The sequence below is a fragment of the Actinomadura atramentaria DSM 43919 genome (assembly GCF_000381885.1).
Classification (GTDB): Bacteria; Actinomycetota; Actinomycetes; order Streptosporangiales; family Streptosporangiaceae; genus Spirillospora; species Spirillospora atramentaria.
Map to the genome: position 1 here is coordinate 659374 of NZ_KB907208.1, position 23295 is coordinate 682668.

Annotated in this window: 48 protein-coding genes; 3 read left to right on the forward strand and 45 right to left on the reverse strand. The window is 65.1% G+C overall.

Annotated features, from left to right (window positions below; all coding sequences use genetic code 11):
* The first annotated feature begins 1 nt into the window (after position 1).
* Together G339_RS0103195 and G339_RS0103200 are read left to right on the forward strand one after the other, a co-directional pair.
* Positions 2-1558 (forward strand): hypothetical protein, encoded by a 1557-nt coding sequence (locus G339_RS0103195; RefSeq protein ID WP_019629632.1) that lies wholly within the window; start codon positions 2-4, stop codon positions 1556-1558.
* 42 nt (positions 1559-1600) lie between these two features.
* On the forward strand, positions 1601-1966 hold the full coding sequence (locus G339_RS0103200) for a hypothetical protein (protein ID WP_019629633.1): 366 nt from the start codon (positions 1601-1603) through the stop codon (positions 1964-1966).
* Between the two features lie 145 nt (positions 1967-2111).
* On the opposite strand, the gene G339_RS0103210 is transcribed toward G339_RS0103200, so the two are convergent.
* The 45 genes from G339_RS0103210 to G339_RS0103430 all read right to left on the reverse strand — a co-directional run bounded on the left by G339_RS0103210 (position 2112) and on the right by G339_RS0103430 (position 22909).
* Positions 2112-2597 carry a hypothetical protein gene (locus G339_RS0103210; protein WP_157407287.1) on the reverse strand — a complete coding sequence of 162 codons (486 nt, stop codon included), beginning with the start codon at positions 2595-2597 and terminating at the stop codon, positions 2112-2114.
* Between the two features lie 22 nt (positions 2598-2619).
* Positions 2620-3006, reverse strand: a complete 387-nt coding sequence (locus tag G339_RS0103215; RefSeq protein WP_019629636.1) for a hypothetical protein — start codon at positions 3004-3006, stop codon at positions 2620-2622.
* An 11-nt stretch (positions 3007-3017) separates the two neighbouring features.
* Complete coding sequence (locus tag G339_RS0103220; RefSeq protein ID WP_019629637.1) at positions 3018-3269, reverse strand: hypothetical protein; 252 nt, start codon at positions 3267-3269, stop codon at positions 3018-3020.
* Positions 3266-4810 carry a DUF3560 domain-containing protein gene (locus G339_RS0103225; protein ID WP_019629638.1) on the reverse strand — a complete coding sequence of 515 codons (1545 nt, stop codon included), beginning with the start codon at positions 4808-4810 and terminating at the stop codon, positions 3266-3268. Before G339_RS0103225 ends, G339_RS0103220 begins: the two co-directional genes overlap by 4 nt.
* An 86-nt stretch (positions 4811-4896) precedes the next feature.
* Positions 4897-5271, reverse strand: a complete 375-nt coding sequence (locus G339_RS39285; RefSeq protein WP_169514704.1) for a hypothetical protein — start codon at positions 5269-5271, stop codon at positions 4897-4899.
* A 67-nt stretch (positions 5272-5338) separates the two neighbouring features.
* A complete protein-coding gene (locus G339_RS0103235) occupies positions 5339-5602 on the reverse strand; it encodes a hypothetical protein (RefSeq protein WP_157407288.1) in 264 nt (87 codons plus the stop codon).
* A 33-nt stretch (positions 5603-5635) separates the two neighbouring features.
* Positions 5636-6826, reverse strand: a complete 1191-nt coding sequence (locus tag G339_RS0103240) for a DNA cytosine methyltransferase (protein ID WP_157407289.1) — start codon at positions 6824-6826, stop codon at positions 5636-5638.
* Between the two features lie 68 nt (positions 6827-6894).
* Positions 6895-7122: a hypothetical protein gene (locus G339_RS0103245; RefSeq protein WP_157407290.1), complete on the reverse strand. Its 228-nt coding sequence runs from the start codon at positions 7120-7122 to the stop codon at positions 6895-6897.
* Positions 7123-7127: 5 nt separating this feature from the next.
* Positions 7128-7445: a hypothetical protein gene (locus tag G339_RS0103250; protein ID WP_019629643.1), complete on the reverse strand. Its 318-nt coding sequence runs from the start codon at positions 7443-7445 to the stop codon at positions 7128-7130.
* Positions 7442-7864: a hypothetical protein gene (locus G339_RS0103255; protein ID WP_019629644.1), complete on the reverse strand. Its 423-nt coding sequence runs from the start codon at positions 7862-7864 to the stop codon at positions 7442-7444. Before G339_RS0103255 ends, G339_RS0103250 begins: the two co-directional genes overlap by 4 nt.
* Positions 7861-8289 carry a hypothetical protein gene (locus G339_RS0103260; protein ID WP_019629645.1) on the reverse strand — a complete coding sequence of 143 codons (429 nt, stop codon included), beginning with the start codon at positions 8287-8289 and terminating at the stop codon, positions 7861-7863. Before G339_RS0103260 ends, G339_RS0103255 begins: the two co-directional genes overlap by 4 nt.
* A gap of 4 nt (positions 8290-8293) precedes the next feature.
* A complete protein-coding gene (locus G339_RS0103265; RefSeq protein WP_019629646.1) occupies positions 8294-9172 on the reverse strand; it encodes a hypothetical protein in 879 nt (292 codons plus the stop codon).
* Entirely contained in the window at positions 9160-9528 is a 369-nt protein-coding gene (locus G339_RS0103270; protein ID WP_019629647.1) for a hypothetical protein, read from the reverse strand. Before G339_RS0103270 ends, G339_RS0103265 begins: the two co-directional genes overlap by 13 nt.
* 22 nt (positions 9529-9550) lie before the next feature.
* Entirely contained in the window at positions 9551-9829 is a 279-nt protein-coding gene (locus tag G339_RS0103275; protein ID WP_019629648.1) for a hypothetical protein, read from the reverse strand.
* A gap of 122 nt (positions 9830-9951) precedes the next feature.
* Positions 9952-10104, reverse strand: a complete 153-nt coding sequence (locus G339_RS0103280; RefSeq protein WP_157407292.1) for a hypothetical protein — start codon at positions 10102-10104, stop codon at positions 9952-9954.
* Positions 10105-10154: 50 nt separating this feature from the next.
* Positions 10155-10418, reverse strand: coding sequence for a hypothetical protein (locus G339_RS0103285; RefSeq protein ID WP_019629650.1), 264 nt, complete (start codon positions 10416-10418; stop codon positions 10155-10157).
* Positions 10418-11044, reverse strand: coding sequence for a hypothetical protein (locus G339_RS0103290; protein ID WP_019629651.1), 627 nt, complete (start codon positions 11042-11044; stop codon positions 10418-10420). Before G339_RS0103290 ends, G339_RS0103285 begins: the two co-directional genes overlap by 1 nt.
* Positions 11041-11385, reverse strand: a complete 345-nt coding sequence (locus G339_RS0103295) for a hypothetical protein (RefSeq protein ID WP_157407294.1) — start codon at positions 11383-11385, stop codon at positions 11041-11043. Before G339_RS0103295 ends, G339_RS0103290 begins: the two co-directional genes overlap by 4 nt.
* 26 nt (positions 11386-11411) lie before the next feature.
* Positions 11412-11573: a hypothetical protein gene (locus tag G339_RS38475; RefSeq protein WP_019629653.1), complete on the reverse strand. Its 162-nt coding sequence runs from the start codon at positions 11571-11573 to the stop codon at positions 11412-11414.
* On the reverse strand, positions 11570-12019 hold the full coding sequence (locus G339_RS0103305; RefSeq protein WP_157407295.1) for a hypothetical protein: 450 nt from the start codon (positions 12017-12019) through the stop codon (positions 11570-11572). The genes G339_RS38475 and G339_RS0103305 overlap by 4 nt, the downstream gene beginning before the upstream one ends.
* A gap of 47 nt (positions 12020-12066) precedes the next feature.
* Positions 12067-12468: a hypothetical protein gene (locus G339_RS0103310; protein ID WP_019629655.1), complete on the reverse strand. Its 402-nt coding sequence runs from the start codon at positions 12466-12468 to the stop codon at positions 12067-12069.
* 14 nt (positions 12469-12482) lie between these two features.
* Complete coding sequence (locus tag G339_RS0103315) at positions 12483-12899, reverse strand: hypothetical protein (RefSeq protein WP_026341089.1); 417 nt, start codon at positions 12897-12899, stop codon at positions 12483-12485.
* A 39-nt stretch (positions 12900-12938) separates the two neighbouring features.
* Positions 12939-13130, reverse strand: coding sequence for a hypothetical protein (locus G339_RS0103320; protein ID WP_019629657.1), 192 nt, complete (start codon positions 13128-13130; stop codon positions 12939-12941).
* A complete protein-coding gene (locus G339_RS0103325; protein ID WP_019629658.1) occupies positions 13130-13570 on the reverse strand; it encodes a hypothetical protein in 441 nt (146 codons plus the stop codon). The genes G339_RS0103320 and G339_RS0103325 overlap by 1 nt, the downstream gene beginning before the upstream one ends.
* Positions 13567-13854: a hypothetical protein gene (locus G339_RS0103330; protein WP_019629659.1), complete on the reverse strand. Its 288-nt coding sequence runs from the start codon at positions 13852-13854 to the stop codon at positions 13567-13569. Before G339_RS0103330 ends, G339_RS0103325 begins: the two co-directional genes overlap by 4 nt.
* Positions 13851-14090: a hypothetical protein gene (locus G339_RS0103335; RefSeq protein WP_019629660.1), complete on the reverse strand. Its 240-nt coding sequence runs from the start codon at positions 14088-14090 to the stop codon at positions 13851-13853. The genes G339_RS0103330 and G339_RS0103335 overlap by 4 nt, the downstream gene beginning before the upstream one ends.
* Positions 14091-14144: 54 nt before the next feature.
* The gene (locus G339_RS0103340; RefSeq protein ID WP_019629661.1) at positions 14145-14393 is read right to left on the reverse strand and encodes a hypothetical protein; all 249 of its coding nucleotides are present in this window, start codon (positions 14391-14393) and stop codon (positions 14145-14147) included.
* Between the two features lie 23 nt (positions 14394-14416).
* On the reverse strand, positions 14417-15442 hold the full coding sequence (locus tag G339_RS0103345; protein WP_019629662.1) for a hypothetical protein: 1026 nt from the start codon (positions 15440-15442) through the stop codon (positions 14417-14419).
* Positions 15443-15518: 76 nt separating this feature from the next.
* Entirely contained in the window at positions 15519-15863 is a 345-nt protein-coding gene (locus G339_RS0103350) for a hypothetical protein (RefSeq protein WP_019629663.1), read from the reverse strand.
* The gene (locus G339_RS0103355; protein ID WP_019629664.1) at positions 15860-16177 is read right to left on the reverse strand and encodes a hypothetical protein; all 318 of its coding nucleotides are present in this window, start codon (positions 16175-16177) and stop codon (positions 15860-15862) included. Before G339_RS0103355 ends, G339_RS0103350 begins: the two co-directional genes overlap by 4 nt.
* On the reverse strand, positions 16177-16518 hold the full coding sequence (locus tag G339_RS0103360; RefSeq protein WP_019629665.1) for a hypothetical protein: 342 nt from the start codon (positions 16516-16518) through the stop codon (positions 16177-16179). Before G339_RS0103360 ends, G339_RS0103355 begins: the two co-directional genes overlap by 1 nt.
* Before the next feature lie 11 nt (positions 16519-16529).
* A complete protein-coding gene (locus G339_RS38480) occupies positions 16530-16670 on the reverse strand; it encodes a hypothetical protein (protein ID WP_157407296.1) in 141 nt (46 codons plus the stop codon).
* A gap of 81 nt (positions 16671-16751) precedes the next feature.
* Positions 16752-16958, reverse strand: coding sequence for a hypothetical protein (locus tag G339_RS0103370; protein ID WP_019629666.1), 207 nt, complete (start codon positions 16956-16958; stop codon positions 16752-16754).
* 61 nt (positions 16959-17019) lie between these two features.
* A complete protein-coding gene (locus G339_RS0103375; RefSeq protein ID WP_019629667.1) occupies positions 17020-17205 on the reverse strand; it encodes a hypothetical protein in 186 nt (61 codons plus the stop codon).
* Entirely contained in the window at positions 17202-17591 is a 390-nt protein-coding gene (locus G339_RS0103380; RefSeq protein ID WP_157407297.1) for a hypothetical protein, read from the reverse strand. The genes G339_RS0103375 and G339_RS0103380 overlap by 4 nt, the downstream gene beginning before the upstream one ends.
* A gap of 11 nt (positions 17592-17602) precedes the next feature.
* The gene (locus G339_RS0103385; protein WP_019629669.1) at positions 17603-18016 is read right to left on the reverse strand and encodes a hypothetical protein; all 414 of its coding nucleotides are present in this window, start codon (positions 18014-18016) and stop codon (positions 17603-17605) included.
* A complete protein-coding gene (locus tag G339_RS0103390; protein ID WP_019629670.1) occupies positions 18016-18246 on the reverse strand; it encodes a hypothetical protein in 231 nt (76 codons plus the stop codon). The genes G339_RS0103385 and G339_RS0103390 overlap by 1 nt, the downstream gene beginning before the upstream one ends.
* A gap of 70 nt (positions 18247-18316) precedes the next feature.
* Entirely contained in the window at positions 18317-18511 is a 195-nt protein-coding gene (locus tag G339_RS0103395) for a hypothetical protein (protein WP_019629671.1), read from the reverse strand.
* Positions 18508-18747, reverse strand: coding sequence for a hypothetical protein (locus G339_RS0103400; RefSeq protein ID WP_157407298.1), 240 nt, complete (start codon positions 18745-18747; stop codon positions 18508-18510). Before G339_RS0103400 ends, G339_RS0103395 begins: the two co-directional genes overlap by 4 nt.
* 3 nt (positions 18748-18750) lie before the next feature.
* Positions 18751-18912 (reverse strand): hypothetical protein, encoded by a 162-nt coding sequence (locus G339_RS38485; RefSeq protein ID WP_019629673.1) that lies wholly within the window; start codon positions 18910-18912, stop codon positions 18751-18753.
* On the reverse strand, positions 18912-19166 hold the full coding sequence (locus tag G339_RS0103410) for a hypothetical protein (protein WP_157407299.1): 255 nt from the start codon (positions 19164-19166) through the stop codon (positions 18912-18914). The genes G339_RS38485 and G339_RS0103410 overlap by 1 nt, the downstream gene beginning before the upstream one ends.
* Positions 19167-19451: 285 nt before the next feature.
* Positions 19452-19655, reverse strand: coding sequence for a hypothetical protein (locus tag G339_RS0103415; protein WP_019629675.1), 204 nt, complete (start codon positions 19653-19655; stop codon positions 19452-19454).
* Entirely contained in the window at positions 19652-19873 is a 222-nt protein-coding gene (locus G339_RS0103420) for a hypothetical protein (protein ID WP_157407300.1), read from the reverse strand. The genes G339_RS0103415 and G339_RS0103420 overlap by 4 nt, the downstream gene beginning before the upstream one ends.
* A 71-nt stretch (positions 19874-19944) precedes the next feature.
* On the reverse strand, positions 19945-20376 hold the full coding sequence (locus G339_RS0103425; protein WP_157407301.1) for a hypothetical protein: 432 nt from the start codon (positions 20374-20376) through the stop codon (positions 19945-19947).
* A gap of 2188 nt (positions 20377-22564) precedes the next feature.
* On the reverse strand, positions 22565-22909 hold the full coding sequence (locus G339_RS0103430; RefSeq protein WP_019629678.1) for a hypothetical protein: 345 nt from the start codon (positions 22907-22909) through the stop codon (positions 22565-22567).
* A gap of 78 nt (positions 22910-22987) precedes the next feature.
* Between G339_RS0103430 and G339_RS0103435 the strand changes: the two genes are divergently transcribed.
* On the forward strand, positions 22988-23284 hold the full coding sequence (locus G339_RS0103435; protein WP_019629679.1) for a hypothetical protein: 297 nt from the start codon (positions 22988-22990) through the stop codon (positions 23282-23284).
* Positions 23285-23295 lie beyond the last annotated feature (11 nt).

Sequence of the window (23295 nt, forward strand, 5' to 3'; positions counted from 1 at the left end):
CATGCGCTTGTACTTCACCGGCGGGGAAGTCCCCGGCTGGCGCAAACTGCTGCACAGCCGGGGCGCCCACGACATCGAGCTGTCCTACCACGGAATGCGCCGCCGCCGCGTCACCCCGGCCCGCATCAACGAACACCACCCCACCGACCTACCCGACGGCGCCACCGAGTCGGTGCTGCTCAACAGCGGCGGCTTCTCCTTCAACAAGAACGAAGAGGACTACTCGCGCGAACAGCTGCTGGAGATCGCCGCCGACTACGTCACCTACGTGTCCGACAACCTCGACGACCTCGACCTGTTCATCGAGTTCGACGCCGCCCGCCTGGGCCCCGACTGGATCAATGCCCAACGCCGCCAGGTCTGGGACCACATCGCGCCCGACAAGCTGGTGGTGGTGTGGAGAGCCGAAGACGGCTTGGGCGAACTCCAGCGCCTGTGCGACACCTACTCCAACGTCGCCATCACCCAGACCGCCTTGACCTCCGAGCAGGGCGCGATGGACATCACCCCGCACCTGCCGCGCATCGTCGACACCACCGGCGTCCGGCTTCACGGATCGGGCATCACCCGCCCCGAGGTGATCGAACGAGTTCCCTTCGCCTCGGTGTCCTCGACCTCGTGGCTGAGCCCGTCCCACTACGGCGACACCATCATCTGGGCCAACGGGCAGCTCAAGCGCTACCCCAAGAAGTACAAGGACCGCTCCCGCACCCGGCACCGGCAGATCTTCATCGACGCCGGACTCGACGCCGAGGCGATCTGCGCCGACGACTCCACCGAAGTCCTGAAACTGTCCATCTGGTCGTGGCTGGCCTGGCGAGACCACCTCAACGCCGGGCAAGGAGTTACTCGACCATGGAATGAGGGTTCCGCGCTGAACACGGAAAACACCCCCCAGGCAGTTGATACTCCGCCCGACCAGATGCGGAACTCCCAGTTGCCACTCGTGGGGGACTTTCCCGCCCCACCGGCCGCCCATCCGATCGCCCGCCGCCCGGCCCCGCGCAACCGCGAACGCCGGATGCTGCCGGTCGCCGCGATCGAGCACGTCACCGACACCGCCGTAGACGTCGACGGCAACACCACCTCCCACACCCGCACCGAACTGCGCAGTGTGGGGGAGTCCCTGCGCGCCTGCGACTCCTGTTTTCTGGCCGCCCGCGGTTGCCCCGGGTTCGAGCCCGGCGCCGCATGCGTGTACGAGTTCCCCGCCCAGATCCGCGAAGCCCGCCAAGAGCTGGCCGCCGCCTACACGCTGCTGGAAATGCAGCTCCAACGCATCGCGATCGGCAAGATGGCCGAAGACCTGGCCGGAGGCTACCCCGACGCCAACCTGTCAGCGGAGATGGACCGCTACATGCGCATGGCCAAGGCAGTGCGCGAACGCGAGCAGACCGGCGTCTCCCTGAAGATCGAGGCCCACGGCGACGCCCCCGCCGCCGGGATCTTCTCCCGCATCTTCTCCCCAGCCGCCGCCCAGCAAGCGGGCCAGCTGGAACGGCCCCGTGCCACCGATGACGTCCTGCACCAGGTCCTCCAAGGAGAGACCGCCGTCTGATCCGTGGAGTAACTCCACGCCGCTTCGACCGAGAGGGAAACCATGATCACCGATATCGGCCGCGTCATCGCCGCGGTCCTGGCCGTCGCCACCCTGGGCGGCGGCCTGTTCGTCAGCCGCTCAGCCAGGGTCTTCAACGACGGACTCAACGCCTGGTGGGACCTGGCCGCCATCGTGCTGACCCTGCTGGTGCTGGCCGCCCTGCTCACCCGTGCCGTCACCGGCACCGCCCGCGGCTGCGCCCTGTTGCTGGGCGGTGCCTACATGGGCGGGCTGACCATCGCCCACCCGCTGGCCACCGGCGCCTACGGCATCGGATTCTTCGGCCTCACCCTGGTCTTCGCCGCCTGCGCCGGGCTGGGCATAGCGTCCTGGCGCATCCTGGACCGGGGAGCCCGCCATGCATAACGCCGAGATCGCTGCGACTATCTCCACCATCATCATCACCGTGCTGGGCTGGCTCCTGGACCGCTACTTCCCGTCCAGCAAGCCCTGAAATCGACAACGCCCCCGAAGAACCGGTGTCTTCGGGGGCGAGATCCATCCCAGGGGACTACGACTCACCCTTGCGCAGTTGAGTCAACCGAACGTGCGACACACCGAGCTTGCGTCCCAGCGGACGCAACGCCACCTTTCCCTGCGCTTCCTGCAAGAACTGGACCACACGCTGCTTGCTCTCCGCGCGGGCCTCGATCGCCGCGCGCCAGTCACCCCACGCCGCCGCGGCGGCATCGGACAGCGCCGACTCGTCCTTCAGCAACTCCAGCGCGTCATCGGCACTCAGCTTTGCGGCCTTCAGCCAGTCCAGCTGCGTGCCCTTGACCCGGTCGCGCATGTCGAACAGCGTCTGGTGGACCGCCCCCAGCCGCCCGGCCAGCGCATGCACCACCAGTACATCCTGCCCCAGCTTCAGCAGAGCCGAAAAACGAGCGAGCGCCTGGTCTTCGGCCTCCCCGGCGGCCTTGTATTCTCGCCACGCGGTGATGATCTTGGCTTCCAGCGCCGTGATGTCGGCCTCAGTTTCGGCGGTGTTGTTCATGTCCCCCATATCTTTCAGGATCTCACGCCTGCCCGGACGGCTCGCCCGCACCCAGCTCCTCCAGCCGGAACTCGGGCAGGTCACCCCACTTCTCGCGGGCCTCCTCCAACGTCAGCAGCGACCCTTGCTCGCAGGTGGAGACTCTGCCCGGTGCGTAGTAGCCGTTCCCGTAGGACATGGCTGTCGGGTCCTCGGCGACGATCTTCGCTTCGACCAGCCCCGCCAGCTCGCCTGTCCCCTTGCCGGGCTCGTCGCCCGGCTTCTGGAACCGCACATGCCTGGTGATCCGCACCACCAGGTAGTTCTCGTAGACCAGTCCCGGATCGTTCTTCTTACAGTCGAGCACCATGACCGTCCCCACCGGGAAGGTCTCGGCGAACCGCGTCTCGCTCATCCTCTTGGTCGGCATCAGGGCCGCTCCTACTCGTAAGTGTGGGTCTTCCAGACCCGCTCGAACATCTCCGCCGGCAGCCGGTCATCGGGGCCGAGGCCGCGGGCGGACAGCTGCACGTCCGCGTCGGCCTCGTACCAGGTAGTGGCGAGCCCGTGATACTTCTCGACCACCACCCTGCGGCCGACGACTGTCGCGCGGCGGACCAGCACGAAGTTCGTGCTGACCCCCACACGCAGCAGGTCACCCCGGCGCAGCTTCCACGCCTTGGTGTGGATCACGCCGCCACCTCCTTCTCGGCGGTGTTGTCGGCGTGGCGCTTCTCCGCCCACGCCACCACCAGGTTGTGGACGTCCTCGACCCACCGGATATTGGCCACTGGGATCTCAGCGACCAGCTCACCGCGCTTGCGGTAGAACCCGTCAGGGCCCGCGTCGGCGTACACCTTGATCGGCTCGGCGGCCTCGATCACCGTCGGCGGGGCGTACCACTGGCCGTACTCGGGCATCTTCCACGCCGCCTCGAACCGCTCGTCACCGACCTGCACGTCCCACCACTGCAACTCGCTGCCCTGCCGCCCCTCGATCTTGATGGGGAGCGCCTTCTTGGGTCGCTTGGCCGAGGTGTGCTTGGGCAGCGGCTCCCCTTTCAGCAGCACGGCGAACTCGGCCGGATACCTCCGCTCGGCCTCTTCGCGGGACAGCTTCCCGGTGATCTTGTCGAAGGGCACGGTGTCGGTGCGGGGGTGACGGGTTGCTGCCCGTACCGCATCGACCGTGACGATCTCCCGCTCGCGGAAGGAGCCCAGATAGCTGGCCGAGATGATGGTCACCGACTTCTGGCTGACCCTGGTGACCTCATATGCCTTCTTGCCGTAGACGGCGAAGTCGCCCTTGGCGAAGTCCTCCTTGCGCCACACCTTCTTCCCCGAGGCCGCGATCAGGTCCTCCCAATAGCCGATCTCCTCCACCAGTTCGACGGTTTCGGCGATCAGCTCAGCCCGGAAGCCGTCGGAGATCCCCACCCAGATCTCGAACAGCGTCAGCTTCTTCGGCTCGGCGCCGTACTGCGGCACCTGCATCTCAACGAACGTGCCGGTCCGCTTGGCGGGGATGCCCCGGTCGCTGCACTCGGCGAGCCTGGCTTCCAAGTCCTTCTCCGACAGGAACTCGGTTTTGCCTTCCATGCGCCGCTCGATGTCGCGCAACCGCTTCTCCTTGCGCTGGATGCGCCGCAGCGTGGTGCCGTGCGCCTCGCGCCGCCCCTGGAAGTCGCGAGCGGCCTCCGCTCGCCCCATCAGCTCCCCGGCCTGATGCCACAGGTCCCACGCCTTGCCTTCGCGCTTCCACAGCCGCTCCAGCAGGTTCTTGTGCCGGTTGTAGCTGTAGTGGTCCACCAGCAGAGGTGTGCCGTTGAGCATGTCGTAGGTCTGCTTGTTGCGAGCCCGGATGTCCTCGGAGATGGTCGCGGCGTTCGCCGAGCGGTCCTCCAGTCGGTCGGCGCGGTAGCTGGCGTGCTCGTATTTGCGAGCCTCCAGCTCGGCGAACCCGTACGCCGGGGTGACGTTGTCGATGACCAGTTCGGCGACCTCGAACCCGGCCTCCTCCAGCTGCTGCTTGGCCCGATTCAACTTCCACCGGTCGGCGCTGGAACGCTGGCTGTGCGGCAGGTACCAGTACGGGTCACCCAGCTCCTCATCAATCGGCAGCCATTCGCTCCCGGAGAAGTTCAGCGGGGACAGGATCTTCCCGGCCCCGTCGCCGCGGACCGTCCCGTACACCAGCGTGCCGTGCTGACGGGTGTGCTTGATCGTGATTGTCATGTATCTCCCCCGAGAATGCAGAAGACGCCCCCGGGAACGATCTCCCGGGGGCCTCGTGTGTTTGGTCTGTGAGTTGCTATCTAGAGTCACCGGCAGGCGGACGGAAGCCAGTCCGCCCGGTCCCATAGCAGCGGTAGCCGGTTCGCGCCGTTGACGTAGTACCGGGGGAGCGCCCCGGTCTGCGCCCACTCATCGCGCATATATCGCGGCGGCGGAACCTCGTCGCAGCGTCCGCCGCCCTCCCAACGCACCGTCCACCAGATCGCATACGTCTCGCGGTCATCCTGTGCGGGCTTGGCGCCGGGTTCCAGGGGGCGCTTGCGGTACCTCAGAAGCGCGTGGTTCACCGCTCGCCGAACGTCCTCGTCACTGCCGTCCCAGCGCAACCGCTCGTAGAACAAATCGGGCTCAACAGAGAATTTGCGGGAGTGGTACTTCCTTCCCAGCGCACTGCGTCCCATCAGCCCCCCATGCAGCAAAAAAGGCGGCACAGTGGCCGCCCTGTTTTAATCCGTCCGCTGATCTCGTCTACGACTGCATCTCGGTGAGTTCCGGCTCGTACTTGGCGACGAACTCCGCCAGCTTCAGATACAGCTCGTAGACATCACCCAGATCCAGCTCCACACCCAAGCGCTGGTGGGTTATGTGCACGCCCACCGCGTCCAGCCCAAGGGCCTGGGCCACCAGCAGCAGGCCAGGCCGCTCGGGCAGTTCGACGAGCGTCACGTCGGAGCGCCGCTCCCTGTCTTCGGGAGCCCCCGACAGAGACAGCGGTGCGATCTTGTTCTTCACAGCAGGCATCCCTACCTCTTTCTTGTTGGTTTTTCATGCGGCCAACGCCCAGGCGGCGCGCTTGCCCGCCCACTGTCCGACCGGGACCGGGACCGCGTTGCCGGCCAAGGTCCCGCCCATGTCCCGCACCTTCTTGGCCTTGTCGGCGGGCGACACCTTGTCCCAGAACTTCCAGTCCGGGGAGAACCCCTGGAGCGCGGCCTTCTCTGCGGTGCCCAGCATCCGCAAGCGGCACCCGTCCACCGTGGCATCGGGGCCGGGCGCGATCAACATGTGGTGATTACCAGCCGCGGTCACCGTCGCCAGTGGACCGTCCAAGCTCTCGACCGTCTTGTTCTTGCGGCAGATCACGACGAACGGCTTGCCGTCGAACTTCTCCAACCCGATCGCGATCTTGCGCTTGGTCTCGTCGGCGTACGCAGTGAAGGTGTTCTTGTACCGCCCCTGCCACACGTAACGCATCGGCAGCGTCCAGTCGATGTGCGGGGCCGCGGACTGCACGACCGGCTCCACCCGCCGCCCACACCCCGGATGCGGACACACGTAGCAGTACGCGCCGCGCCCGCCGTGGTCGTACTCACCGATCGGCCACCCGGCCACCATGATCCGCTTCTTCGATGGCTTCCACTGCCGGGTGCCCAGCACCTTCCCGTGCAGCTGGCACCGGGCCTCGGGCCAGATGTCCAAGTCGAACTTGATCCCCGGCTGGGCGAAGAAGAACAGCATCCGCTCCCGCGACTGCGCGACCGGCCGCTGCCCGAACGGCGCCACGTGCATCGCGTTCAGCGCCACGAAGTGCGGCTCGTACCCCAGCTGCGCGAAGTCGTCGATCCACTGATCGATGCCCTTCCAGCGGGCGAAACCGAGCACGTTCTCGCCGGTCACGATCTCGGGCCGGTGGATACGGGCGTAGTCGACCAGCGCCTGGGCGGTGATGCGCGTCTCCTCCCACGGCTCATCGTCCTGGGATCGGGTGGAATTGCCTCCCGCCGGGGCGGCTTCGGTGCAGATCGGCGACCCGACCCCGATCTGCACCGACGGCAGCGCTCGCATGTCCAGCTCGGCCACGTCCCCCACCTGCGTGGTGATGTGCGGCCGGTTCAGCTCGATCGTGGCGATGGCGCCGTCCAGGTGGTTGCCCGCCCACACCGGATCGTGCCCGGCGGCCTCGAACCCGCTCACATCGCCCCCGCCACCGGCCATGAAGTGCAGGGTTTTCGCCAACGCTGTCTCCTTTCAGGCACGAAAAAACCCCGCACCACCTGGTGCGGGGCTGGACGAGAACCGGTGATTTACTTCGGGGGCAGCCGGTCCAAGACCTGGTTCAGCAGGTCCTCGATGCGGTCCAGGCGACCGGTGTGGTCGGCCTGCGTGGCGGCGATCGTGTCCAGCTTCTTCTCGTGACGCTGCCCGAACGAGGCCACCAGGCCGTCGATACTGCCCACGGTTTGCCTGATGTCGGCCAGGTCGGAGCCTGTGCGGAACGCATGGGCCTCCAGCTTGATGATGCGGTCTTCCATGGTCGTCAACATACCTCCCTGAGGATCTGTGTCGCCTTGCGGATCTCGCGCGGGTGGATGCCCGCTTCGCGGATGGACATGATGCCGCCGGTGATCAGGTCGGCCAGCCCGTCGCAGTATCCCGCCAGCTCCTCCACGGCCGCGGTGTCACCGGCCAGCCGCGGCAGGTAAACAGTCACGCCCCGGCCCTGCTTGACGCTGCGCGAGGCCCGCAGTGCCTGGTGCACGCGCGCCTCGACCTCAGTCCGGTTCTGGTTGGTGAACGCTTCCCGGTCCATCAGCAGATCGAACAGCTTGCCGGGAATCCTCGGTTCTTCGGTCACAGCCCCAGCCTCTTCTCGCACTGTGCCTTGATCGCTTCGGCTCGCTTGATCACGTCGGCGTTGTCGCGCTCGATACCCGGCGGCAGGTCCTGGCCGGCGGTGGCCTGGGCCAGGTTGTCCAGGAAGTCAGCCGCCATACCCCGGATCAGCTGGAGATCCTGCGAATCCAGCCCCTCCAACGCCTGATTCTTCACCTGCGCCGCCACCCTTCCCTGCGTCCAAGCGGGCTCGTCCTCCACCCAGACCAGCTCCGCGCCCGGGTGAATGACCTTCGTTTGCTTGCCGTCGGCGAACGCCTCGTGGAGATTGTCGCCGTCCAGCATCGTGAAGCGATGCCCGATGTCATGATCACCGGTCTCGCTGATCAGCGACCAGCGCTTGTCGCCCTCGTAGACCAGGAACATTCGGTAGTGCTTCACGAGGTCTCCTCGGTGTAGAACTCACACATCTTGGCGTGCTGTCCACGGGTGCGCTCCAACTTGCACGCGCACACCGGCAGCGTGACGATCACGGGTTGCGGTGCCGAGTCGATCGGTCCGGCGTCATCCGGCGACTCGAAGACTTCGATGAACTTGGGATCGGTGTTCAGCCAGCGAGCAACCTCGCCGCCGTTGGTCAGGTTGGCGTGCACCCGCACCACGATGGCATCAGCGTCAGGGCCACCGGCGAAGTCGATGATGTACCGGGGTCCACGCCTTGAGGGATTGGCGTCCACCCTGCCAACCTCCACGTTGACAGCCCCAGCCTCCACCAGGCCGCGCAGCACGGCCGTCGCGATGTTGGGACGGGCGTGATCCCAGGCTGGCAGCCCGTTTCGCAGGGTCAGGTCATCAATCTGCATCATCGTGTTACTTCTCCTCCATCGGCTTAGGGATCGGAACCGCGTCGCGGTACTTCGGCTTGTGCCCCAGGGACATCCACAGCTCGCCGGGCTCGTTGAACGGGCCGCGAACCTCGTGGATCTTGTAGGCGTACAGGCTCTTGTCGATCCTCTTGCGGATCTCCGCCACCACCTGCTGCCGGGTCAGCAGCCCGTCCAACGGAACGAAGATCATCTGCTCCATGCGGGCCCCCAACCCGAAGGTCGGGTTGATCGCCACGAACGCGACCCACAAAGGGATCAGCCGCAGGCTCGAACCGTGGTAGACGCGCCGGTAATCGCCGACGCTGCCCAGGTCGAGGTGAGCATGGTCGGGCCAGCGGTCCTTGTCGATCTCCACCACCCAGTTGCTGCTGTTGTACACAAAGCCGCGGTTCACCAGCCTGCAACGCTCGATGACGGTCGCCGGGTACCGGGTGCCCTGCCGGTCGGTGTCTCGATCCTCGATCAGCTCGACCGACACCCGCTCGCCGTCTCGCCAGTCCCACCCCCACCAACGGCCATCGGTGCGGACGGTCGCCTCGGCCTTGGCCAGAGCTTCCGCGCGCCAGCTGCACATCAGCTTCCACGCCTGCTCGCTGGTGGTGACGTGCTGCTGGGTGACCTCGGTCTGGAAGCCGCCGTCGTTGCGCTGCCAGGTCCCGTCGTCGCGCTGCGTCTGGGTCTGGACGCGTCGGATCAGCTCCATCGTGCCGTCGGCGGGCGTCCAGATCGCCCGGAACTCATCGCTGCGGCCCGGCTGGGAGGTCTCGAACCACCACACCTCGCTGGCCTTGGCGTTCGGCTCGGAGTAGTAGGGGATCGGGTCGTTGCGCCAGTGCTGCACGTCCATCTTCAGGCCACCCACTTGCTGCCCCTCCACGCCTCCCAGAGGTTCACGGTCGTCTCGGGCTCCACGTGCCCGCCAGCCACCGAGAACGCCAGTTGATCGCGGTGTCCCCTGAGTGCCTCGTCCAGGGCCTGCTTCAGCTCGGCGTCACTGATACCGACGCTGTTGGCGTAGTGGATCATGTTCGCGACCGTCGCGCCCCAGTTCCACAACAGCCGCTTCTTCTCCTTCTCGTCCTCCAGCGGGACATCCGGGGCCGGGGGCTCGTCGTGGTTGTCCATCGCCCACCCCGGCTCCAAGAACGTGTGCCCCAACTCCTCGGGGCTCATCTTGAGCAGGTGGGGAAGAAGCTCCTTGAGATGCTCTTTGTGCACGCACATACCTCCTGTAGATCGATCAGAAGTCGTTGCCGGTCGCCTTACGCCAGGCGTCCATGCACCCGGCGACGAACTCTTTGCGCCACTGGTCGTCGACGCCCTCGCCCTTCTTGTAGGCGGCCGACTGCCGGCAGGTGCGCTCGGCTTCCTGCTCGGTCCGGTCGTTGGAGTCGTAGAAGACCTTTCCGTACTTGTAGGCGGGGGAGTTGGTGTCGATATCGCTGTCAGTCCCGCCGCAAGCCCCCGCACCGACCGCCAATGCCAACGCGATCGTGCCCAGCGTCAGAATGTTCTTCATGAAATCCCCCGAATTGTTCACAGTGGCCGCCCTTTCTGGCGCCGCTCCTTTCCCTGGTAGATCCCCCAGAAAACACAAAACCCCGGCGACGCTTGGTCACCGGGGAGGAAAACCCTCCGGAACTACCCCTGCTCCAGCACCCGCTCGAACTCCTCAAGCGCGATCCACAGCGCCGAGAACCCCCGCTGCCCAGTCAGGGACGTGCGCCACACCCAGTGGTTGCCGTCGTAAGAGATTTCGCCGCCGTCGAAGTGCCGGTAATGCTTGGACTTCACCTGCTCCCACGCCCCCGAAGCCAGCATCTCCCTGCCGGTGTTCCCGCGCCTCACAGGCCAGCCTTCTTATCCACCAGGTGACGCACCAACCAGTCCGTCAACTCCTTCCCGATCTCCTCGACCAGCTTCTCGTCCAGCTCGCCCGACTCCTCCAGGTCTTCGCGCAGATCTTCCTTCAGCCACGTCCACAGACGCGACGCGGTCTCGTTCTCGCTGTTGGCCAGCAGCTCGATCCCGTCATCGGCCGCCTTGTTGGCCGCCGTCAGGTTCCGCGCGATCTCGTCCGCGCGCCGCACCAGCACCGACACAAACATCACTCGTCCTCCTCTTCCATAAGCCGTGTGGTCGCCAGACCGTGAAGTCTCGGGTACTCGAACTTGATCCAGTCGCAGACCGCCTTCACCAGTGGTCCCAGCGACATGTTGTTCTCAGCGCTGTAGATCAGCTCACCGTCGCACCCGTCGGCGCTCCATCCGGTCTGACCGGCGTCGTGGGAGTAGGTCGGCCACGGTCCGCCGTGGGTGCCGATGAAGATGGTCCAAGTCGTGGACGGGTCACCGTCGAGGTTGATCGACAGGTACGAACCGGCAGAGTCGCCGTCGTGACCGCACGACAGGTTTGGGTCCAGGATCTTCTGACCGCTGGGGAAGAAAGCGACGACCTCGGGCAGTGCTGCGTTCAACGCTTGCCGGGCCGCCTCAGCACGCTCGAACCAGTTGGTGCGTTGGGGGTTGATCCACTGCGTCACCTTCTGATCGGCGGCGAAGTAGTGCGGATTGTCGGGCTCGCCGCGGTGGTAGAGCACCACTTCCTCGCCGTTGACCTCCGGGTCCTTGGCCAGCCACTTCACCGGAACGTTCTGGCTGGTGAACGAGGGACGGTAGCCGTCGCCCTCGCGCAGCTCGGTTACATCCGCCATGCCGTCTTCGTAACTGCTCACGCTGCCTCCTTGGCCGCTTGCTTCAACGCCTGCGCCCCGTCCGTGGGCAGCTGCCACCGCGACATCCAGACTCTGCCATCCTCGCGCCGCTCGTAGATCACGCTGTAGAACGCCGTGTCGAACTCGTGCAGCTCCCGCTCCAACACCTGGCCCTCGGGTTCGGCACCGTGCACGGGCTCAGCGTCCAACGGCACCCCGACCGCCAGCACGCCCTCGTTGTACTGGCGGGCACGTTCGGTGGCCTTACGTCGATCCTCGGCTGTGCGGGCACGCATCCGGCTCTCGTGCCGGTCGTACTTGGTGTCGTGCACCTCCCAGTAGTGGTGCCCGTCATCGATCATGGGCCGGACGATGTACCTCGGCTCGCTCACGCCGCCTCCACTTCCTCGATCTCTGACTCCTCGCACCCGTCAGGGCAGCGGTCAGCGCCGATCAGACCGGCCAGCTCTTCATCGACGTCCTCCTCAGACCAGCCGCACCACGCCTCATCGCGGTTGCGGTGGTGGTTCCAGCGGCGGGTCTTGCTCACGCGGCCTCCTGACCTTCCAGACTGTCGATCGTGCTGACGTTCAACTCCGCCACCCGCACCTTCTCCACCGGTGAACCGTCGGCGTAGGTGCCCTGACGCAGCTTCAGCGGCTTGTCTTGGGCGGGCAGAAACATCAACGTGTCGTCGGTGTTGAAGTTCACGCCCTGGTGCTTCATCAGTGCTCGCCGGGCCGCCGCCTCGTCGTAGGCATCGACATAGAACGTCGCCGTACACGTGGCGTCGAACGTGAACCGCTGCATGGAGATCTCCTCGTACACTTCGCCCACCTGAGCCACCGAGTACTCGGTGAACCGCACTCCCTCGTAAGCCTCCTGACCGGGAGTCAGCGCTTGAAGCTCCTCCAGACGTCCCCGCGCTGAAGCCTCACAGCAGGCCGTCACGCGCATCGCGCCGTGGATGTTGACGTCGAACGCGAATTCATTCATGTTCAAATTCCTTTCGTTGCAGCAGTGCCCGCCCGTGCTCGCGCCGATCACACGGCCAACCGCACGCCCTGGCCGTCGTTCTCCTCGGCCTCCTGCGCCGCCCAGATCTTCCGGATTGCGTCCCGGCTCAACGGACCGAGCGGGCCGCGCGGGGTCATGTCGATGTCGTTCTCGTTGACCAGCTCGGCCGCCGCCCGTGCCGCAGCCCACAGCTCCTCGATGCTGATCTCGATTGCCGGGCCGTCGCCGGTCTTGCCGGCGCAGTCGTGCTCGAACAACCCCCACCGGATCAGCTGATCCAGGTCCGTGCCGTCCTCCACCAGCGCATTCTCGGTGAACTCGCCTTCATTGATGTACTTCTGGCATTTCGTGCAGCACAGCACCATGTCGTGATCGTCCTTGCGGAGATCGACACGCTCCAGAGCCGCACGAGAAACGATGTAGATCATGTTCAGGTCCTCCGTTAGATCCAGGCGTAGCCGTGCTTGTCGGCGGGGTCGAGCTTGGCGAACACCATCCGATCGGCCTGTTCGATCGGCTTGCCGTTGTCGGGCGAACGCGCATCACGGATCTTGAACGTACGGTCACCGCGATCACGCGGGTTGTAGGAGACGCAGGTCAGCACCTCCAGATCGGGGGAGGTGTTCACCTCCGCCACCCGTCCGATGCCCCACGCGTGCACGGTGCGCTTACCGCCGTTGCGCAGCGACTCGTTCTTGTTCGGATTGACGTGGAACCTCATGCCCATCAGCGTGATGTCGTCCACGTTGGCGATCACTCGCCCGGCCATCTCGCCTTTGCGGGCCGTCACCGACCAGCACCATTTGGTCAGGTTGAAGTGGACCTTGACGTCCATACCGACCAGCTCGCTTGCGTCCATGCCATCCCCCGATGTGTTCGTGGACCGTTCCAGCCCTGGTTAGCGCCGGACGCGCCCGCCGTACTCGCGCACGCTTCCGTCCGAGCGCACTTCCACGCGCCCCCCGCCTGGCAGGTCGATGATGACCTTGCCCGAGCCCTCCAAAGTGCCCTCGGCCTGGGCGATCACCACGCTGTTGTCGTTGATCAGCGACATGGTGACCCAGCCCTGCGCGTCTTCCATCTCGTCCATCAGTTCTCCTCTGCCTTGAATCGGTAGACGTAGTCGGGCAGGCCCAGAACCCATGCCACCTCGCCGTCCCGGTATGGAGTGCCGGGCACGTGTAGGTCGTACACGTACCCGAGTTCTCCCTTGTCGCCGACGCGCACCAGGGCGTCGAAAATGCTCCAGCGGTCCCAGACCGGCTGGCCGTCTCCGTCCTCGATCGTGTACCGGTCGCCGTGTTCCAGGTCGGTGACCTTTACACGCTGGAAGCGCCGCACCATCGCGCATGAGTCGTAGATGCCGGGAGACTCGCCGTCGTCGGCGGCGTGTGCGATCTCGATTTCGTCGCCGACCTTGCGCGGCTTGTCCATGACCTGCTGCCACGCGCCGGGGCCGCAGGTGTTCTCGTCGGCGTACCAGTCGCCGTCCTTCAGATCGCTGACGAACACCAGCTCGCCGATGATCACACTGCCTCCTGTTCGCTAGTGATGTGCTCTACATGGGTGACTCGGCGGCCGGTGACCTCGAACTCGATCTCGTTGGCCGCCTGTTCGGCCTCGGGCAACGCCCCTTGCGTCAACAGCCGGGCCACCTCGATCAGCCCGTTCTGGCTGGCCGCCTCAGCGGCCAGCTCCTCAACGGTGTAGGCCGGATCAAACTGATCCATGATCTCGGCGACGGTGAACCGTTTCCGGTAGCTCACCACCGCCGGTGTCTTCCAGACGATCTCGATCTCGTCGTGCTCGTTCACTCCGCCTCCATCTGCTTCTCGATGGCCTTGACGACCTTGCGCCGGATCGACATCAGCGGCTGGCGTGGGTAGCCACGGCTGGGCATCGGCTTGGACAGCGCCTTGTCCACGACGTCCAGCGGATCGCTCCAGTTGAACGTGATCGTGGTCCGGGTGATCTCCAGGTTCTTGTCTTCCAGGTACTCGGTAGCAGCGCGGTGCTGGTCGATAGTCAGACCGGTGATCTTCAGAGCCATGGATGGTCCTTTCGTTGGTGGATCTGGCAGTGGCCGCCGTGGATTGCGCCGGACTCAGGTCCGCCACGGCTTGGCGACGGTCACCAGCAGGTCCAGCAGCTCCTTGCGCGTGGTGAGGAGGAACGGGTCCTGGTCGTCGTCGCCCACCGCCTTGCGGTAGGCGTGGAACTCTCCCGCTGGCGCAGCCGCGTAGCGCGTCTCGTCGTGGGCTGTGATCACGATGCCGTCCTCCAGCTGCATCACCGCGTCCAGTAGTTCGGCGTTGATCTCGTCGTGCCAGGTCAGTTCGTCAACGAAGTACATGAGGGTTCCTTTCGTGGATCAGGTCAGGCGGCCAGGTCGTGATCGGACTGCTGTCGGTTCTCCATACGCTCCAGCACCGCCTGGACCTGGGCCGTGGTCGGCTCGTTCTCGTCGGCGACCGGTTCGCGGTAGCGCTCCACCGCCGCGTCGGTCACGCGGATCGGCATGAACAGCGCCTTGAACTCCGTCCCGACGTGCGCAATGACCGGCTTGACGTTGCTGGTGCCAAAGACGAACTCCGACGGCAGCACACCCGCCTTGTAACCGGCCGGAACGACCTTGGCCAGCAGCGCCAGGTACTTGGGGTTGAACGCGATACCGTCCACCGTTCCGGAGGCGAAGTTGCCCTCACCCGCCCACTCGCGGCCGAAGAACTTGTCGAACTTCAGGGCAGGCATGTCCAGACCGCGCAGGGTGAAGTTCTGCTGCCCGCCATCAGACATCGCGGTGATCTTGACGTCGGTGTGGCGGACCTCCTCCTCACTGGCGGGCACCCATCCCGTGTGGTTGGGGTCCACCGGGATGTAGGTGACCTCGCGGACCTCCTCGCGGACCTCGACCGACGTCGAGTAGAAACCCGCCAGCATCCCGCGCGTCATCTTCGGCAGCGCCTTGGTCAGGTTCTTGGCGTCGTCCAGCGAGATCATGAACTTGCCCGGCGCCACGCCGATCTTCACCGGGCCGGGCAGGTCATCCTGGCTAGGAAGCGTCGGGGTCTCCCTGGACATCACGTACCGGTCGGTCGCGTGGACCTTCAGCTCGTGCCGACCCGGAACCGGCTCAGACACCTCGAACGCCACCGAGCTGATCCCCGGAAGGGTCTCGTCGGTGGACGCGAACGGGATCGCGTTCTTCAGCACGCGCAGCAGCTCACCGCCGTGCAGGGTGAACCGGGCTCCCGTCCGTACGTAGGTGGCCGACACCTTGTAGAAGTAGGCGTCATCGTTGCTGAAGTCGCCGTGAGTACGCCGGGTCTCGCTGACGTGGTACTCGACCGGGCCGCCGTAGCTGGAAACGAAAGCGTCCATGATCTCGGTGATGTCGCGCATGGTGAAGCTCCTCTATTGAGATGTCGCTGATCAGTGGGGGGGGGTAGTGGCAGCCCGGTGTCGCGCCGGACGCCGGTCAGGCCGCGTACTGGTGGGCGGTCACGTCCTGACCGTCCTCGACGACCTGGACGTGGTATCCGTACTCAGACATCACGCCGACCGGCGGCTCACCGAAACGGTCGGTGGCGTCGGCGACGGCCTGCCCCAGGTATTCCTCGGCCAGTTCCCGGGCCGCGGTGAATGCGTCGCCCTCGGATGCTCGCCAGCTCGGTTCGTCGGACTCAGCCGAGTCGAACGGATGAGGCCACACCAGGTAGCCATGCCGGCCCGACTCATGCCCGCCCGTGGTGACCTCCGCGCCGCCGACGTAGTCGCCGGTCTCGCACCAGACCCGGTACTCACGCAACGTCTGCACGCTCATGCCGCCGCCCGGTTGTTGTCGATCAGGGTGCGGGTCATGTCTTGGGCGTACTCGCGCAGGAACTCGCGTGGCAGGGCGTCCAACGTGTCGTAGACCCCGGTCAGGTCCGCGTCGTCCACGCAGCCGCCGATCGTTTCCCAGTCCACGGTGTGGGGGCAGTCCGGACCGTGCTCGTGCTCGCAGGGAATGTAGGCCCACAGGATGTAGGGCTCCCACTCACCGGAGTTGATCTTCTTCGTCTCCAGCTCCTTGATCCCGTCGTCGCCCCACGGCTGGTAGTCCTCGTCGAGAGTCACCGCGTACCGGACCGTCATCACGCTGCCTCACACATGTCGTAGGCGAATTCGGACAGGGTGTCTTCGTGGGCGTTACCGAACGCTCGCTCGTGGTCGGACCGGGACTCACCAGCGGTCAGCCATCCCGCGACGATCGCCGCCGCCTGGGCGTGCGTGATCGGCATCCCGGTCTCCAGGTCCTGGCCGCGCATGACCTCACCTGCCCCGTGGGCGTGGGTGTTGGTGACGATGTAGCGCCACGTGCCGTCGTACGCCTCGCCCGGTGTGCCACCGCCGAGCTTCTCGATCTCGATTCGGATTCCGTCGCCCGGCTCGAAGACGGCTTCGGCCTCGAAGTCGCGCAGGTCGGTGTAGCTCATCAACCCCCCGATCAGAAGAGGTAGCCGCAGTCGCCACAGACGCCGCAGTCCATCCAGATACCGCCGTCGTCGAGCCACAGCACGACGCCGTCCACGTCACGGGCACCGCAGTTGCCGCACCTCTTGCTGTGGTTGTCGATCCGTCTGCTCACATCGCCCCCAGAAACGCGAAAGCCGCACCCCCGATCCCATCTGTTGGAGCGTGCGGCGTCGGACTTGTAGTTGCTCGACTGCTAGGCGGCGAGCATCAGATCGATGATCTTCTGGTTGCGGTCACTCGTGAACGCGGCGGTCTTGAGCTTGGCTTGGATGGCCTCCAGCTCGCGGATCACCTGTGCCGTGTGAGCGCTGGTCTCGAATGCTCGGTAGGTGCTCAGCTCGTAGTCCAGAGCGATCTCAAGCCGGACCAGTTCGAGCGTGCTCAGCTGCACCAAGTACATGTGTTTCTCCGTTCGGTAGGTCAGTAGCAGCCCTGCCTTGCGCCGGACGCCGGGCCGCAGCTCACCCGGTGATGTTGTCGATCTCGCCAGCTACATCGGACATCAGATCCGCGCACGAGAAGTCGGGGGAACTCAGCGGCGTCACGTCCAGGTCCGCGCCGATCTCCTGACCGTCCACCGTTCCGCTGATGTGCGCGTTCCAGATCTCGCCGTCCCACGTGACTTCGATCTTGATGTCGGCGTTCACAGGTCGTACCCCTCCTCACGCGCCAGTTCGGCGATCAGCACGCCGGCCACGTCGTAGATGGTCCCGACCGCCGCATCATGCGGAGTCTCCGCGCATCCGGCCAGATCGGAGTCGTACTCGTATAGACACAGGTCGGTCCACACCTCCCAGATCCGATGCGTGCCGATCGGAACCAGCCCGTCGGCCAGCTCCGAGACCCGGTCCTGCGGGTAGGCGTCGTCCACGATCGCGTCCCGGTTGTCGGTCCACGTGCCGTACACGTGGTCCAGCCAGTCGGCGCCGGGGGAGTCGGGGGAGTCGGGCGCGGTGATACCGACCATGCGCGCCAGCTCCCAGGCGGCCGGGCGCTCGATGACGTTGGTTGGACGGTCGAGAAGCACAGTCATGTGAAGTCCCTTCAGATACCAGCCACGCCCAGGCGGCGGGCGTAGGCGATCAGTTCGGTGAAGTGTGCGCGTTCGTCGTCGGTCAGATCCCGACGACCCCGAAGCGCCTCGATCTCGTAGAACACGCGCGTGCATTCGGACTGCCACGCGTCGCGTTCATGCCGGGCCGCGTCATCTCTGGCCTGCCGCCCGGACAACCGGGAGATCAGGCCACGGATCATGCGTCCAACCAGACCAGCCGCCCACGTGCCAACTGGGTCCGGGTCGGCGTACATCGCGATGTTCTCCATGCGCCGCTGTTCCTCGCGGCGCTGGTGTTCGGCCTGCATCTGACGTTGCGTGTCGATGTAGCGCCACATCTCGGCCTGCTGCTGCATGTCCTGTAGCTGCCGGACGGTCGGATCGGTGGTGTTCGGGTCGTACATCAGACATCCCATTCCTTAGGCACCTCGACCCCCTCGGGGATAGGGAGCGGGCCACAGCCGCGCAGTACGTAGACGACGTCCTCGGCGTGACGCTTGGCTTGTTGGCGGGTGCGGAAGGGTCCGGCCTGCGTCGTTTCGCCGGGCACTTGGACCGCGTACCCAATGCCGGTCTCGACCGTGTGCACCCGGCCGATCGGTGTCTGCCAGGAATCGACGGTGTTGAAGATCATGTATTTGCCCCCAGATACAGCAGTGGCCGCCCGCGTTCGCGCCGGACGGCCTTCTCATCGCAAGTCAGATTCAGAACGGAGGCGGGCACGGCATCCCGCTGGTCTTCTCCACCAGTCGCAGCCACTCGCCCAGGTCAAAGTCAGGCCGACGCTCCTTGATCTTCCTGTAGGCGTTGACGATCAGACTCGCGGCCTCGGTCAAGGGCATCGACGGCACCGCACGCCCGATGATCTCCGCCCAGTCACGCACGTCGAACAGCGTCACGCTCGCTCCCTCCTGTAGTTCTCCACGCGGACCCGCGCGGCCTCCACCGTCTTGTCGTTGCGCATCGCCAGCGACATCACCAAGCGGAACCGGTCGGTCTCCCGCTCGTAGACCAGGACCTGACCACGCCGCGCGCCTGGCTTCTCATCCCAGTTCGCCCGGAACTCACGGTCACCCTCGAACCAGACCCAGACCCACGTCTGGTCCGGGTTGTCGATCTCTAGCATCTGATTCACGCGTCAGCCCCTGATCGGATCGATACGCAGAGCCATACCGGTCCGCGCGTACTCGTTCTTGTGGTGCTCGCAGTAGATCCGCGCGCCGAACGCGAACTCACGGCTGTACACCTCGAACTGCGCACGGTCGTCGCAGTACTCGAACAGGTTTGCTTCGCAGCCCATCAGTTCTCTCCGATCTTGCGGATCTTGAGTCCGTTCTGGTCGATCTCCGCGCGGAAGTCCTCTGCCGACTCTGCTTCGATCGGAAGGTTCTCGATCAGGTCGGCCGCGAATGGGATGATTTTGTTGATCTCCGCCAGCATCAGCTGTTCGATCTCGCCGCCGCCTTCCAGTTCCTGCGTGGCGTATGTCAACACCTCGTTCAGTTGGGTCCACACGATGTGACCGGTGACAGCCATACGTCCCTGTACGTCCATGATCAGTTCCCCCTGTAGTACGCCGAGTGACGATCCCACTCGGCTCGCAGCTCACGCCCGGTCGGACAGATGCGCGTCGTCGGCTGCCACGACGCGTCAGCCTCATTCCAGTAGTCGGCCTCGGGCGCTCCGCACGTGTCGCACTCGGCGTCGTGGTCGTAATAGCGGTAGAACGCGTTCAGGTGTTCTTGTGAGCGGAACCCCTGGCGTCTTCGCGCCTTGGTGAGCGTTCTGGACATGGTGATCCCCCTAGGTAGTGCCCGCCCGGCCTCGCGCCGGACTTGATCAGTCGTTGGCGAACCGGTCCAGCACGTTCCCGCGCGGACCGATCAGCGTCCACGTGAAGCCGGACATCTTGGCGTTGTCTTCCCACTGCTCACGCAGCCGCTCGAAGTAGTCGCGCGCCGACGTCTCATCGACGTAGCGCAGCCGGTTACGCCAGCCGCCGCCGTTGCGCTCGATGATGATCTTCCACTCGTTGGTGATCATTGGTCGTCCCCGTTCGCCCACTGGATCTGTACTTCGTATCCACCCACTTCCAGCGCCGTACGCAGCGCACGGGCGGCGGGCAGATCCATGACCTGCGAGGTCCACGGACGATCATCGATCTTGCAGTGGACGCGCACCTTGCCCGAGTTGATCGACTCCACCCGGACACGGGCGGCGGGCACGTTCGGCTTGCGTGTGTAGGTGTCGTACCGAGTCATGTCATCCCCCTCAGTCGCCGGCAACAGGGCAGTCTTCACCTGTCGCCGGGCCGCGTTCGTTTTGATCTAGCTCAGTCGTCGTGACTGGCGATCATCTGTGCCATCGGGTAGGCGAGCTTGCGCACCTCACCCGGTTCAAGGTCCTCGTTGACGATCTCGGCGTAGTCCACCTGTCGGAAGTCCGCGCCCTGGTCGAGCTGCGCGTGGTTGCGGTGAATCCAGCGGGGAGCGCCACCGTTGCGCACCCGCTCTTGCGCCGCCGCCGCCCGCCGAGCCTTCCGCCGATCCTTGGCGTTCATGCGAGCGCCGATCATGTCGACTTCAGCCGCGACGTGACCCGCGCCCTTTGGCCGGTCACTGGTGACGTAGCCCTTGCCCGACCGCGCACCCTTGACCCGGTGCCGCGTGTCGTTGCCGCTCCCGCTGGTGCGGAGTCGTTCACCCTGCCGGATGCCCATGGTGCGAGCCGTTGCCCACGGAGCATCGTTCTTACGTTCCTTCACTGCGATCCCCCTTGATCAAGCGACCCGCACGGCCATCGTGCGGATTGTTCAACCGAGGGAGAGAGAACCCGCCCGCCGCTTTCGCGACGGGCGGGGAAGCCTCCTCTTTCTCAAAGATCAGCGCCCCTCACATTCCGTGTCGGAACCTCCCCGACGCTGATCACCGGAACTCCACACACGGCTACGCGCGCTTCTCTGTTCCAGTTCAGTGGCTCTTGTGGTTATCACGCGCGGTCGCCCGCTCTAAGGCCATAGCTATGGCCACGTTTCAGTCCCTAACATTCGCTGCCCGCGTGGATTTCTCCACAGCACACGTTCCATCCCGCACCGGTACTCCGGCTCGCGTCACCCCCGACCTGATGCCACACCCGCTACCGGCGCGATTTTTAACCGCCGCGCTTTCGCCATGCACGTTCAAGATCAGGGGACAGCAGACACACTCCTCCTGGGAGCGGTATGGACAAGCATTGATCTCACAAGCAACCGAGGGTCCGAGAACCGAGGGTTGCAGGGTCTTGATCTAGACTCCGTGCCCATAACTGCGCTTTGCGGATGCATCACTTCACACTCACCCTGCGTTCCGCGCTTTATCAGCGCGGGTCGCCTCACTGGCGACATTCTGTTGTCAAGAAGCGAGCGCCCATCCCGCTGCCCGTGCGACGAGTCGCCCGTGCGTTGGGAGGCTTTAAGCCTCTATGCAATTCCTGCGTTCCGCCGGTCTTGCAGTTCCACCTTACCAAGTGGTTCGGAGTGCTCCGTCCCGCCCGTCTGGCCGAATTGCTCGACTCGCGTTCCCGCTGGTCTTGCAGTTCCACCTTACCATCCTGTCCGGAGTGCTCCGTCCCGTGTGGCTTGGGGATGCTTGACTCCGTGAGGCTTGCGCCCCTCGGTGTCTTGCAGTTCCACCTTACCACACCTTCCGGTGTGCTCCGTCCCCGTGGTCCGGTGCCCCATCCTTCCCGCCGCTTTCGCGCCGTTCCGTTTGGTGCAGTTCCACCTTACCGCACGTTTCGGCGTGCTCGCACCACATGCGCCAACCCATTCCCACCGCCGTCCTCACGGGGCGGAATGCGCCCGTCCGTGCGCTACCACACGCGGCGCAATGCTCGGTACGCCAAAACGCCCCAAAACTCCCACGCCCCGCAATCGCCCACGCCATAAGGCATCGCGCGCCCTCCGTGCGTTTTTGATGTTGCGCGTAACAGCCAAACACCCTCACCCGCGATAGGCGACACCCCGAAGGGGGTCTAGGCGCTCAGTGGCCATTTCAGCGCGTTCTAGCAGGGGTGCCGAAAACGGCGGGCTCGGCATGATCACGTCCCCGCGCGTCCCGTTTTCGTCTGATGCAAGCGCGCCCTTACGCCCGCGCGCCCCCGTAGCAAGTGCTCACTTGCCGGCGAGTGTGGCCGCGACCACTGATCATCGCGTGCCCCGGCGACCGCGCGCCCGCGCTGCGTGTGGCGCGGCTCACAGGCCGGGGAGGCTGCCCACGCGCGCCCGCCCGACCATGATCACGAAAAAGGGCCGCGTTTTTTCGGAGCGTCACCACACCACTACACATAGCTACGTGACCCACGCCACGTGCGGAGCATCCCCGCGCCACGTGTAGCGTGCATCACAGCACGTCCGCGCGTGCCCGCCGCCCCCGTGGTCACGATGCGTCGCGTGTGCTCACACTGCGTGGTGTGACTGTGCGTAGCAACTCCTCACGCTGCGTCACTTGACCTAGTCTTGGCCTTTGTGACGTCGCGTAGCTGCGTGAGCACTCTCTGCACAGTGACCGCGATCACGCGAGCGAACGCTTGGTCTTCCATAAGGGACATTATGGTAAAAGCAGATACTTTCTGCATTCCGCAATGTCCGAGATCATCCGTGAATGGCGGAATTGTAATTCACATGATCAGCTCGGATTTGCCGGCGGAAAATGGCACAAGATCAGCTAAAGAATGGCTGAATTAACCACTACCCACCGTTAAGTCGCATTTACGAAGAGTAATTGGACCAGATCACTCACGAGCCGGGGGTCTGCTGGCCTGCGGGACAGTGTCGCCCCAGCCACCCGGGCCGCCGGTCAGACTGTGCAGTTGTTGTAATTCGGCACTCTATGCAAGACCTGCACTCCCTGCACAATCATCACTCTCTGCAATCTATGCAATACATGCAGTATGGGCCTGATGCGGGGGCGTGGTCAGTTCACGTCGCGCTTGCCGTTGCCGTAGTCGACGATCACCCTCTTGTAGGTGTTCTTGCTCGCCTTCACCACCTGGTCCAGGCCGCCCGCGCACTGCACGAACGTCGCCGCCTTCCCCGGCTCGGTGAGCGCGGGGGAGTCGAGCTTGCCGAAGTAGGTGATGGCGTCCCCGTCGACCTCGGCGCGCGTGAGTTCCATGACCGTGCAGCCGTTGTTCTTCAAGACCTTGTTCGCCGTACCCAGCGCCCGTTCCAGCGCCTCCTCCTGCGAACTGCCGCCGCCGCAGGCCGCTGCCAGGGCCGCGGAGGCGGCAATGACGATCCCGATTCTGATGTTCCCCATGATTCCCCCCCGACCCGTGTGTACCCAGGTCAGCGAGGTTTCTTACGCGTCTCGGGACCGACCGTTAACCTGATCTGCGTGATCACCGTGTATGCCGTAGCCCCCGCCGACGACCCTGCGTATCAGGGGAAGGCTCCGGGCACTCAGATCCTGCTGGGTAAGCGGGACTGCGCGACGGTCGAGCTGGCCCGACAGGCGGTGGAGGAGCTGCGCGAGCAGTATCCGGGCCTGGAGATCGCCGGGGACATCGGTCCGGCCGGGATGCGGGTCCCACTCAACATCGACCGCCTCTTCCAGGAGCACCCGGGCGGCGTCCAGGACACGAACGGCAACTGGGGAGATCAGGGCTGGACCTGGTACGCGGGCAAGAACTAGACGCGTGTCCA